Consider the following 11,599-nt stretch of genomic DNA (forward strand, 5'->3'; position numbering starts at 1 on the left):
AGATGAGTTTATTAAGTTTAACCCAAAATCATTTACCATGAAAACTACAATGAAGACATTATTACTAATTCCTTTTTTTGCCCTTTTATTATTCACGTCTTGTCAAGATGAAGTCACTGAGATTTCTCAACCACAAGAAAGTGAAGCCCTAACTGCCGAATCTGAACTCACAGGCTTAATGTTCTCCACATCTATCATGGACGGATCTGCTGATAATATTATTGACAATGCCAGCTGTACATCTGTCAAATTACCAATAACTGTAAAAGTTAATGGTCTTGAAATTATTATAGACTCTAGAGAAGACTTTAAAGTCATTGAAGCTATTTTCAATGAGTTTGAAGATGATGATGATAGGTTAGATATTATTTTCCCAATTACTATAATTCTATCAGATCATGAAGAAATCGTTATTGAGAGTCATGATGCTTTAGAGGAGCTTATAGAAGATTGTAGAGGCGAAAATGAAGAAGATGACGATATTGAATGTATCGATTTTCAATACCCAATTTCATTTTCAGTATTCAATACAGACTTCCAAATTATTGATGTTATAACTATAGAAAACGATAGACAGTTACACCGTTTTTTAAAGCGCGTAAGAAATGCTGAAGTTATTGCGAGTCTTAATTTCCCAATGACACTTGAGTATGCAGATGAAACAACTGTTCAAGTTAGTAACAACCAAGAATTAGCAAGAACAATAAAAGAAGCAAGAAACGCTTGTGATGAAGATGATGATAACGATTACGGTGATGACGATTTTACAAAAGAACGTTTAGATAAATATTTAGTAACCTGTCCTTGGTTAGTTCATGAATTCCGAAGAAATGATATTAGTTTATCAAATCAATATATCGACTATGCCTTAAACTTTAAGGAAGATGGTGTTGTTGTTATGCGTGCTAGAGGTGGTGATATCGTAACAGGTACCTGGAGTACTCGAGTAACCGATAGAGGTGCGCTATTAAAAATGGAGTTTGAAAATTTAGCAGATTTTACTTTAGAATGGATTGTGTATGATATCGAAGATGGTAAGATTAAAGTTTTTGAAGTAGGTGGGAATAAAATCATCTTAAAGCGAAACTGTGATGTAATTATCGATATTACTAAAGAACGTATTGAAGACTATTTAGAAGAATGTTTATGGAGGATAGCGCGACTAAGTGTAAACGGCGCAGATAATGAAAAAGAATACATAGGTACACCATTAAAATTCTACGAAAATAATATTGTAAAACTTAGAGTAAATGGTGAGTTAGTTCAAGGTACTTACCAGATAGGAGTTAGAAACGCTGGTTTTATTTTACAAATAACCTTAGAGGGCAGACCAAATTTGAAATTAGAATGGCTAATTACCTTCTTAAAAGAAGATTTAATTAGGCTTGAAAATGCTAATAATAAAATGATTCTAGAAAGACATTGCCCAGGTATAGATAATGATTTAACATATGTTGAAGGTGTGTTAATTAACGGGGAGTGGGAAGTTGCAGCTTATCAAGTTGATGGCGAAAATAGACCAGAAGAATTCTTTATGTACACTTTAGAATTTATAGAAACAGGACGAGTAAAAGTAACAGATCCTAACAACGGCGTGTTTAGTGGCGCTTGGCTTTCTTACAGAAAAGAAGGTTTAAATCTTGGGTTGTATTTCGGAAATAACGCACCTTTTGATGACTTAAACCACCGTTGGAAAATTAAAGAAATTACGCCTAATAGAATAGAATTAAAAGATTTTAATGCCAATGGCGAAATAGAACGCATTCTAGTTCTAGAAAAGAAATAAACTAACATGTTTGCTTAAAAGAGAAACTTAATTTTCGGTTGGTTAGGTTAAATAACAAAGTTTCCTTTTACAAAGGCTGTCATCCCCAAATGGCAGCCTTTTTTTATAAATTATTTGGGCGTTACCTCAAGGGTCGGGCTATCCACTATATCTTTTTTAAACGTCATAGCGAGTACAAAGGACGTGGCTATCTTCTAAATGGTAGTTTATAAACAATCTTTATTCTTATTAGTTTTAAAAAAGGATGCCGTTACTATCCCTAACGCGGGTTAGTAACTAAAATTAAACTTATAAGTAAAAGCCAAATACAATCCCATAAAAACAAAATATTTAGTTATTTTTGTAACTTAAAAATACAATTATATTTGGCAAACTATTTACTGAAAGCTGCCTACTGAACACTAAAATATTATGTTTAATAATTTAAGCGAAAAATTAGATAAAGCCTTACACGTTCTTAAAGGACACGGAAGCATCACAGAAGTTAATGTAGCAGAAACTTTAAAAGAAGTAAGACGCGCATTACTTGATGCCGACGTTAACTTTAAAATCGCAAAAGATTTTACCACTAGAATAAAAGAAAAAGCACTAGGTCAAAACGTATTAACAACGTTACAGCCAGGGCAACTTATGGTTAAAATCGTAAAAGATGAGTTAACCCAACTTATGGGTGGCGATGCAGAAGGTCTTAACCTCTCAGGTACACCAACTGTTATTTTAATGTCTGGTTTACAAGGTTCTGGTAAAACCACATTTTCTGGTAAGCTTGCAAATTATCTAAAAAATAAAAAAACTAAAAAACCATTATTGGTAGCCTGTGATGTGTATCGTCCAGCAGCCATAGACCAATTGCATATCGTTGGAGAGCAAATAGGTGTTGAGGTTTTTAGTGATAAAGGCAATAACGATCCCGTTGCCATTTCTAAAGCAGCTCTTGCTCATGCCAAAGCAAACGGTTTTAACGTTGTAATTATAGATACCGCAGGTCGTTTAGCTGTCGATGAAGCAATGATGACCGAAATATCAAACATCCACAAAGCCATTCAGCCACAAGAAACGTTATTTGTTGTAGATTCTATGACTGGGCAAGATGCCGTAAATACCGCAAAAGCCTTTAACGATGTATTAAATTTTGATGGTGTTATCCTTACCAAATTAGATGGTGATACTCGAGGTGGTGCAGCTATTTCTATAAAATCAGTAGTTAATAAACCAATCAAGTTTATTGGTACAGGCGAGAAAATGGAAGCTATAGATGTATTCTATCCATCGCGTATGGCAGACCGTATCTTAGGGATGGGAGATGTTGTGTCTTTAGTCGAAAGAGCACAAGAGCAATTTGACGAAGAGGAGGCTAGAAAACTTCAAAAGAAAATAGCAAAAAATCAGTTCGGATTTGATGATTTCTTAAAACAGATTCAGCAAATTAAGAAAATGGGAAACATGAAAGACCTTATGGGTATGATTCCTGGAGCTGGAAAAATGATGAAGGATGTTGATATTGATGATGATGCGTTTAAAGGTATCGAAGCTATTATTCACTCCATGACACCTAAAGAACGTACAAATCCATCTGTACTAAATGCAAGCCGAAAAAAACGAGTTGCAAAAGGCTCAGGGACATCAGTTCAAGAAGTCAATCAACTTTTAAAACAGTTTAACCAAATGAGTAAAATGATGAAAATGATGCAAGGTGGTGGCGGCAAAAAGATGATGCAGATGATGCAGAATATGCGTTAATCTTGTTAAAAGTTAAAAGTTAAAAGTTAAAAGTTAAAAGCATTATGACGTGCTGAGCGCAGTCGAAGCATGCTAAATAAAGAATAAAATTAATATAATCTTTGCGCCTTAGCGCCTTTGCGAGAAAGTAATAGTCGTGATTCGTGGCGGGAAAATAACGTAACAGTGAGCCAGCAGAATAAGAACTGCGAATGCGATTGAAAACTATTTTTTATAATGACAATTTTAGACGGTAAAAAAGTAAGTAACGATATTAAAGATGAAATCGCTGAACATGTAAAGTCAATGATTTCTAAAGGCGAGAAAGTCCCGCACCTTGCTGCAATTCTTGTAGGCTCAGATGGTGCAAGTATGACTTATGTAAATGCTAAAGTAAAAGCTTGTGAGCGTATCGGTTTTAACTCGACACTTATCGAGTTACCAGAGTATATTTCAGAAGAAGAATTGCTAGAAAAAATTCATGACTTAAACACCAATGATGCTATTGATGGTTTTATTGTACAATTGCCATTGCCAGAACAAATCGATGAGCAAAAAGTGCTCATGGCTATTAATCCTGATAAAGATGTAGACGGATTCCATCCAGTAAATGTTGGAAGAATGGCTTTGGATTTGCCAACTTTTCTGCCAGCAACGCCTTATGGTATCATGGAATTATTAGAGCGATATCAAATTGAAACCTCAGGAAAAAACGTGGTTATTTTAGGTAGAAGCCATATTGTTGGTCGCCCTATAAGTATTTTGATGAGTCAAAAACGAAAAGCAGGTGATGCTACAGTAACAGTGGTTCATAGTCGTTCAAAAAATTTAGAAGATATTACCAGAGAAGCAGATATTGTAGTTGCAGCTATTGGAATTTCAGAATTTTTAACTGGTGATATGGTTAAGGAAGATGTTGTTATTATAGATGTAGGTATTACGCGCGTTCCTGATGCAACTAAAAAGAATGGGTACCGACTAGCTGGTGATGTACACTATGAAAGTGTTAGCCAGAAGGCAAGTTATATTACACCAGTTCCAGGAGGTGTTGGACCAATGACTATAGCCATGTTACTTAAAAACACGTTATTGGCTAGAGAAAGACATAATAAATAGTATAATAATATGTATTTAAATTGCATTATGAGTTTTATAATTTATAATGCAATTTTTTTGTTTAATAGAGTTGCCATTGGTAGCTTTCAACATATCTTTCCAATACTATTTGGACTTTCATTTTGCATTCTTTTTGTAAAGTATACAAAGCATAAATTGAATATAATTCAGCAAAAAAATGCGCTACATATTTTTGCTTGTTTTATCAGTTTAATAGTTATTGTTTTTCATGCTCATAAAATTAATTTAGGACACTATGATGTTTCTATAGATTTGCCTTTATATCTATGTAGTTTATTGGGCTTAATAATTCCTGTTTTTACCTACTTTAGAAAATTCTGGATGTACGAAGTATTATTATTCTGGATTGTTGGAGGTACGTTACAAGCAGTTTTAACACCAGATATTGAATTGGGGTTTCCTAGTTTTGATTATTTTAGATATTGGGTGGTGCATTTAGGACTTCTAATAATCATTTTTTACGCCACTTTTATTTTTAATATGCGACCAAAATTGAAGAGTGTTTTTAAATCGTTTTTGGCGTTACAAATTTATGTTGTAATAATGGTTGTTATAAATAAGATTTTAGGAGCCAATTATTTTTATTTAAACGAGAAGCCAACATCAGCGTCGTTGTTAGATTATTTTGGAGATTGGCCTTGGTATATTGTAGTTGTTCAATTAATAGTTATCCCACTTTTTTTATTGATTTATTTGCCTTTTTATTTTATGAAAAAGAGGGGGAAGTAAACGTAGGGGTTTTATTTAGCAACTAACTGTTTTAGAATTTTGAAAACTTTAAACTCTCCTCTAAAATATAAACAAGAATGGCTAAATGAAGAGGTGAAATATTTTGCATGTAGATTTACTTTATTCCTTTTTTCTTGTTGCTTTTCTGATATGTTTTTGTGCTCTCTTCTAAAAGTGTATTAAGATTTAGAAACTCCTCTTTAGTTAATTCTCGATATTCGCCAATTGGCATATCTAACTTAATATTCATAATTCTAACACGCTTCAAGGTCTGTACCTCGTAATTTAGATAATCACACATACGACGGATTTGTCTGTTTAATCCTTGCGTTAAAATGATTTTGAATTTATAAGTGCCTAGTTTTTCAACTTTACATGTTTTGGTGGTTTTTTTTAATTCCTCAAGCGGAATACCACCAGACATGCGTTCAATAAAAGTTTGTGAAATTGGCTTATCAACGGTTACAATATATTCTTTTTCGTGGTTATTACTTGCACGAAGAATTTTGTTTACAATATCGCCATCATCAGTTAAAAGAATTAAGCCTTCACTAGGCTTATCAAGCCTTCCGATAGGGAAAATCCGTTTTGGATAATTGATAAAATCAATAATATTATCTTTTTCTACAGTGGTATCTGTCGTACAAACGATACCAACCGGCTTGTTAAAAGCTAGGTAAACAAAAGCTGTTTTTGTGTTTTTTATTTCTTCACCATCAACAGCAACAACATCTTCGGGCGCAATTTTAGTTCCCATTTCTGGAACAATACCGTTTATGGTAACACGTCCAGCATCTATAAGTTTGTCGGCTTCTCTTCTAGAGCAATAACCAACTTCACTTAAAAATTTATTAATACGTTTTAAAACAACATCTGCCATGGTTCAAAAATACAATATTTAAACTTTCAAAAACGCTAAAATAGCCTGATAAACTTTATCAGATTTAAGACCATGACCTAAACCAATTGTTTTTATCAATTTCGAGTCTTTTAAGTGTTTCTTAATATCTAAAGCGTCTCTGTAAGAGATGATTCTATCTTTTTTATCATGGATGATTAATGTTTCTGCTTTGATATTTTGTGAAAAATTTGATATAGTTAAATATTCTGGTAGGTATCCAAAATGCTTCATGAAATTTTTATTCATAGCTTTTACAACTTTATGGTTGTAGCCCATCATATTGATATAACTGTTTATGGTATTATTAAAATTTGAAGGTGCTCCTAAAGAAATCAATTTTTTAGCAGATGGAATATTGTAGTTATGAAGCGCTATTGCACTTGCCGTAGCTCCAACAGAGTGTCCGACAATAATACCAACTCTAAAGTGTTTTATTATGGTATTAATACATTCAGAATACAGAGGTGCGTTAAATATTTTACTTCCTGAGCCACCATGAGCAGGAGCATCTACAGAAATAATATTGTAATCCTCCTGTCTTAAAAGTTCTATCAAGTCTTTCCATCTAAACGAATTACTTTCCCAACCATGAACTAATAAAATAGTGTCTTTTTTTCCTTTCCAATGGTAGGTCATTAAAGCGATATCATCATGAGTCACAATATTTTTAATGGCCGAATCAAGATATTGAGATTCTTCTTGGGAGATTTTGCCTTTTTGTGGAGAAGAAAATAATTTAATAGCTAGATGTGCTGCATATCTAGATGAAAAATAACTTATAAAATTTGTTGTTTTGCCAATAAGTTTAGGAAGTGGTTTACTCATTTAATCTTCTCTATTTACTATATCCATAGAAAAAGCTGGAGTACAAATAGCGATATATTCGCATACTTCTGTAAATGGATTTGAATATTGAACTCTCGTATTTCTTTCAATCTTTATAGATTGTCCTGCTTCTAAAACAATTTGCTCACCATCAATAATAAATTGCTTTTTACCGCGAATTATAAATGTAAATTCATCAAATTCTGGTGTTTGAAAAGGTTCACTCCAACCTGCAGGAGCTTTCATGTGGGCAATGCTAATTTCTGAATTGCCATCAGTTGTATTTCCAAAGTGTTCTTTTATTATTTTGCCATCTGTTGTTGGAACAACGAATGGGTTGTTTTGGATGGTGTATTTTTTTTGAGACATATTTTTTTAAATTCAGGTTTTTAATGCTGATCTTTAAGTGGTTTTTTCTTAATCATGCCACCTTTTAAATCTTTTACAACACCCATAATAATAAAAGCATTTTTATCGATTTTATCAATTTCTGTTTGAAATTTAGCAAGTTCTAAACGTGTTATAACCGTATAAATAATATCCTTTTCATGACTCTCACCGCTTTTACCATAACCGCCTTTACCTGCATAAATTGTACAGGCACGTCGTAATTTTTGAGTAAGCATCATTCTTAATTCCTTGTGCTTGTTAGATATAATGGTAACACCTACATACTCTTCAACACCATCAACAACAAAATCGACTGTTTTTCCTGCTGCGAGATAGGTTAAAATAGCATAAAGTGCTGTTTCAATAGAAAGCATATAGGCGCCTACAGAGAATATTATAATGTTAATTAAGAATAATACATCGCCAATGGTAAGCGATAGTTTCCTGCCTAAATAAATGGCTAAGACCTCTGTGCCATCAATAACACTGCCGCCGCGCATAGACATACCAATACCCAAGCCTAAAAAGAAGCCTCCAAAAACGGCGATAAGTAGCTTGTCTTCAGTAATGGTTGGATAGTTGACAAAATGAACAACTAGGGCTAGAAAAGCAATAGCTATAATACTTCTTATAGCGAATTTAATACCAATAGTTTTAGATGCTAAATAGATAAAAGGTGAATTAATAATAATTAAAAGGATACTAAGATTTAATGACGTAATGTTTTCAAGAAGTAAAGAAATACCTGTGGCACCACCATCAATAAAATGGTTAGGAAGTAAAAAACCTTTCAAACCAAAACCTGCAGAAAATACGCCAATAATTATATAAATGTATTCTTTTATAGCGTGAGATACTTCTACTTCATACGTTCTTACTAAAGGTTCTATTTCCTTTTTTGTTACTGGCTTATCAGCTTGTTTTTTTTCAAGTTTTTTACGAGCAACATCAACAAGTATTTTTGCTAAGAAAGGGTTCATTTTACTTTTTGTTAGTTATTCCAGTTAATAAAAAAGTATTTTACTTGTGCGTTATCAGGAATATGAGTGGATTCAAATTTTAAATCCATATCAAATCTAAGATTGGCAGGAAGTTCTTTTTTGTCAATCGTAAAACTGGCATTAATGTCGTCTACACCAATAACTATAGAGTTAATTAAATTACTAATTCTTGAAATTTTATAATTATTATGTATGTCTTTAAAAGTGCTAATAATACTGATGTTTTTATCCGTTTTATAGCGTTCGTCAAGTATACGGATGCTGCCAACTGTAGAGGTTGAGTCTAGAGCTTGTTTAGGTGTTAGCGTTAATAATGCTTTGCCGCCTTTTTCAAAAATTTCTATATTATTTATATTACCAGTAAACTCATCACCACCTATAAATTTAACAATAGAATCATTTACGTAGATATTTTTTAAATCTTTAACCTGTGTTGAATCGGTTAGTAAACCAATATGTTGTTTACTAATTTCAAAAGGGTTTTGTTCTTTTTTACAACTAGAAAAAAGTAAGGATATGGCTAGTAAGCCTAAAATTAAATGGCGCATAAATTGATGTGTTGTTAAATAATACCTGACTTATCTTTTCATCACTTTGGTTAAAATACCAAATACACTACGTATAAAAGTAGCACTGGTTAATACTTTAACAATCGGATTCATTCTAGTGCTTTTGGCTCTAGTTCGTGTCGTTCTTTTTTTAGACTCCGCTTTTTTAAGAGCTTCTTTTTCTTGTCTCGCTTTTTCTTTAGCCTCTTCAGCTTCAGCTTGCTTTATTTTTTCATTCAGCATTTCATAAGCACTTTCTCTATCAATGGTTTCATTGTATTTTTTGACCATTTTAGATTTTGAAAGTAAACTACTTAATTCAATATCTGTTAAAACATCCATTCGACTCATTGGTGCACGCATCATAGTTGCAGCTAGTGGAGTAGGGCGCCCTTTTTCATCTAAAGCAGATACTAAAGCTTCACCAATTCCTAATGATGTTAAAACCTCGGTGGTATCATAATATTCAGAATCTGGATAGTTTTGTGCCGTAAGTTTTATAGCTTTTCTGTCTTTTGCTGTAAATGCACGTAAAGCATGTTGAATTTTTAAACCCAGTTGTCCTAAAACAGCTTCGGGAACATCAGTAGGGTTTTGGGTTACAAAATATAAACCAACACCTTTGCTACGTATTAATTTTACAATACTTTCAATTTGATTTAAAAGTGCTTTTGAAGCTTCATTGAAAATTAAATGTGCTTCATCTATAAACATGATAAGTTCTGGTCTATCACTATCCCCTTGTTCTGGAAACGTAGAATAAATTTCGGCTAGTAAACTTAACATGAATGTTGAAAACAACTTTGGTCTATCTTGAATATCAGTTAACCTAAGAATATTGATATACCCACGACCATCATCATCCACACGTAATAAATCATCAACATCAAAAGAGGTTTCTCCAAAAAATAATTCAGCACCTTGTTGCTCTAATTCAATCACTTTTCGCAAAATAGCACCTGTTGATGCTGTTGAAATTCTACCATAGGCTTCCGTAAACTCATCTTTTCCTTCTTGTGTGGCGTATTGTAATATTTTTTTAAAATCTTTTAAATCTAGTACAGGCATTTTATTATCGTCGCAATACTGGAAAATAACGGCAACAACACCCGATTGCGTTTCGCTTAAATCTAAAATCCTAGATAGTAAAACAGGTCCAAATTCGCTTACTGTAGCTCTTAATCTTACACCATCTTGTTCAGAAAGGGTTAAAATTTCAACAGGAAACGGTTTAGCTTCAAAAGGAATTCCTATTTTTTCATGACGTTCATCAATTTTAGCATGCCCCGGGCTTGGTTGTGCTAAACCACTTAAGTCACCTTTAATATCCATAAGTAATACCGGGATACCTTTATCGCTTAAATTTTCAGCTAAAACTTGTAATGATTTTGTTTTTCCGGTACCGGTAGCGCCAGCAATTAAACCATGACGATTCATGGTTTTTAAAGGGATTTTTACATGTGCTCCAGTTACAGTTTCACCATCTAACATAGCTGCACCAACAGGAATAAAATCGCCTTTAGTTGTATTGCCTTTGGAAATGTAATTGAAAAATGTTTCCTTTTTAGTCATACAATATAATTTTGCATAAAAATACAGGAAAAATGAAGAAGAAAAAAATAAGGGTTATGGTAAATAAACCTGTGAAATATTAAGATTGATGGGTTAATTTATTGTCGCCATTTAACCCAAATCGTTACAATAAGATCTTGTACCGTAGCATTGTTAGGTGTGTTCTCTATTCTTGAAATAATATAGTCTCCTGCACTAAAATCATTATTTACAGTAGTATCTATAAATTCCCTTGAAACTAAACTGTATGTGTTGGCTGTTCCTATTATAGCATTTGCATTTCTAATTTCAACAGAAAAATCTTTATTTGCAAGACCAGCACGGGCTCTGGCGGAAATATATACTATCGTGCCATCAAAAGGCATTAAAGCACTTGAATTTTGATTTCCAAAACTTCCAACATACCTCATAACTTCATTGCTTCTGGCGCCTCCCCTTCCAAAGTGAAGTTTCGTTGTTTCAATACTTAACCATTTGTTTCTAGTGCCATCATACATGTAAAGTTTATCGCCAATTACAGATATCTGTCCCGTAGTTGTACCTATAGGAACATGACTAACTTGTGGGTTAATCTCTAAAGCGGGAATATCCAAAAGTGGATTTCCAACGTCAGATGTTTCAATTTCTAATTCTGCTGTAGGGTTAGTAGTACCAATTCCTACTTGAGCGAAACTGTAATTAATACTGAATAACCACAGCATTAACAAATATGCAATGTTTTTCATAATTGAGAGCGATAAGAGAGCAATTTACATTTAAAAAATATTTAGCCAAGTTATATGAATTGAATAGAAAATACAAAATTTGTTTGCTGTTTTTTAAAAAAACCAAACAAAATATAAACCTATTTTCAATCCTGTCCTAAATAAATTTTAGGCACACTAACATTCACCATTTTACTGATTTTATCCTTTGTTTTATTGTTTTTTCAAAAAAGAACCCCCTGTATGTATTTATCTGGCGGAGGTTGCTCTTTCGCAAAAGGATTATC

At 32.9% G+C, this 11,599-nt stretch carries 11 protein-coding genes; 4 read left to right on the plus strand and 7 right to left on the minus strand.

Translation table 11 applies throughout. From position 1 onward, the window contains the following. The first annotated feature begins 37 nt into the window (after window positions 1–37). The 4 genes from P8K68_RS03590 to P8K68_RS03605 all read left to right on the plus strand — a co-directional run bounded on the left by P8K68_RS03590 (window position 38) and on the right by P8K68_RS03605 (window position 5,371). Window positions 38–1,786: a hypothetical protein gene (locus P8K68_RS03590; protein ID WP_300248270.1), complete on the plus strand. Its 1,749-nt coding sequence runs from the start codon at window positions 38–40 to the stop codon at window positions 1,784–1,786. Between the two features lie 411 nt (window positions 1,787–2,197). Further along, window positions 2,198–3,526 carry a signal recognition particle protein gene (gene ffh / locus P8K68_RS03595; RefSeq protein ID WP_300248271.1) on the plus strand — a complete coding sequence of 443 codons (1,329 nt, stop codon included), beginning with the start codon at window positions 2,198–2,200 and terminating at the stop codon, window positions 3,524–3,526. A gap of 216 nt (window positions 3,527–3,742) precedes the next feature. Further along, window positions 3,743–4,621, plus strand: a complete 879-nt coding sequence (folD, locus tag P8K68_RS03600; RefSeq protein WP_300248272.1) for a bifunctional methylenetetrahydrofolate dehydrogenase/methenyltetrahydrofolate cyclohydrolase FolD — start codon at window positions 3,743–3,745, stop codon at window positions 4,619–4,621. Between the two features lie 27 nt (window positions 4,622–4,648). Continuing rightward, window positions 4,649–5,371 (plus strand): TIGR02206 family membrane protein, encoded by a 723-nt coding sequence (locus P8K68_RS03605; RefSeq protein ID WP_300248273.1) that lies wholly within the window; start codon window positions 4,649–4,651, stop codon window positions 5,369–5,371. A 115-nt stretch (window positions 5,372–5,486) separates the two neighbouring features. Here the strand turns inward: P8K68_RS03605 and P8K68_RS03610 are convergent, their stop codons facing one another. The 7 genes from P8K68_RS03610 to P8K68_RS03640 form a co-directional block, all read right to left on the minus strand. Next, window positions 5,487–6,251 carry a pseudouridine synthase gene (locus P8K68_RS03610; protein WP_300248274.1) on the minus strand — a complete coding sequence of 255 codons (765 nt, stop codon included), beginning with the start codon at window positions 6,249–6,251 and terminating at the stop codon, window positions 5,487–5,489. An 18-nt stretch (window positions 6,252–6,269) separates the two neighbouring features. Then, window positions 6,270–7,097 (minus strand): alpha/beta hydrolase, encoded by an 828-nt coding sequence (locus tag P8K68_RS03615; RefSeq protein WP_300248275.1) that lies wholly within the window; start codon window positions 7,095–7,097, stop codon window positions 6,270–6,272. Further along, entirely contained in the window at window positions 7,098–7,466 is a 369-nt protein-coding gene (locus P8K68_RS03620) for a cupin domain-containing protein (protein ID WP_300248277.1), read from the minus strand. It abuts the gene before it with no gap. Between the two features lie 20 nt (window positions 7,467–7,486). Beyond that, window positions 7,487–8,467 (minus strand): YitT family protein, encoded by a 981-nt coding sequence (locus P8K68_RS03625; protein WP_300248278.1) that lies wholly within the window; start codon window positions 8,465–8,467, stop codon window positions 7,487–7,489. Between the two features lie 11 nt (window positions 8,468–8,478). Then, window positions 8,479–9,036 (minus strand): hypothetical protein, encoded by a 558-nt coding sequence (locus P8K68_RS03630; protein WP_300248279.1) that lies wholly within the window; start codon window positions 9,034–9,036, stop codon window positions 8,479–8,481. 30 nt (window positions 9,037–9,066) lie between these two features. Then, window positions 9,067–10,608 (minus strand): helicase HerA-like domain-containing protein, encoded by a 1,542-nt coding sequence (locus tag P8K68_RS03635; RefSeq protein WP_300248280.1) that lies wholly within the window; start codon window positions 10,606–10,608, stop codon window positions 9,067–9,069. Window positions 10,609–10,706: 98 nt separating this feature from the next. Further along, entirely contained in the window at window positions 10,707–11,333 is a 627-nt protein-coding gene (locus P8K68_RS03640; protein WP_300248281.1) for a hypothetical protein, read from the minus strand. Window positions 11,334–11,599: the final 266 nt, after the last annotated feature.

This window comes from Algibacter sp., assembly GCF_029245835.1.
Lineage (GTDB): Bacteria > Bacteroidota > Bacteroidia > Flavobacteriales > Flavobacteriaceae > Algibacter_B.

Excerpts from the sequence above, each read along its gene's own strand:
- P8K68_RS03590 (WP_300248270.1), top strand. The coding sequence starts at position 38 with ATGAAAACTACAATGAAGACATTATTACTAATTCCTTTTTTTGCCCTT.
- ffh (WP_300248271.1), top strand. The coding sequence starts at position 2,198 with ATGTTTAATAATTTAAGCGAAAAATTAGATAAAGCCTTACACGTTCTT.
- folD (WP_300248272.1), top strand. The coding sequence starts at position 3,743 with ATGACAATTTTAGACGGTAAAAAAGTAAGTAACGATATTAAAGATGAA.
- P8K68_RS03605 (WP_300248273.1), top strand. The coding sequence starts at position 4,649 with ATGAGTTTTATAATTTATAATGCAATTTTTTTGTTTAATAGAGTTGCC.
- P8K68_RS03610 (WP_300248274.1), bottom strand. The coding sequence starts at position 6,251 with ATGGCAGATGTTGTTTTAAAACGTATTAATAAATTTTTAAGTGAAGTT.
- P8K68_RS03615 (WP_300248275.1), bottom strand. The coding sequence starts at position 7,097 with ATGAGTAAACCACTTCCTAAACTTATTGGCAAAACAACAAATTTTATA.
- P8K68_RS03620 (WP_300248277.1), bottom strand. The coding sequence starts at position 7,466 with ATGTCTCAAAAAAAATACACCATCCAAAACAACCCATTCGTTGTTCCA.
- P8K68_RS03625 (WP_300248278.1), bottom strand. The coding sequence starts at position 8,467 with ATGAACCCTTTCTTAGCAAAAATACTTGTTGATGTTGCTCGTAAAAAA.
- P8K68_RS03630 (WP_300248279.1), bottom strand. The coding sequence starts at position 9,036 with ATGCGCCATTTAATTTTAGGCTTACTAGCCATATCCTTACTTTTTTCT.
- P8K68_RS03635 (WP_300248280.1), bottom strand. The coding sequence starts at position 10,608 with ATGACTAAAAAGGAAACATTTTTCAATTACATTTCCAAAGGCAATACA.
- P8K68_RS03640 (WP_300248281.1), bottom strand. The coding sequence starts at position 11,333 with ATGAAAAACATTGCATATTTGTTAATGCTGTGGTTATTCAGTATTAAT.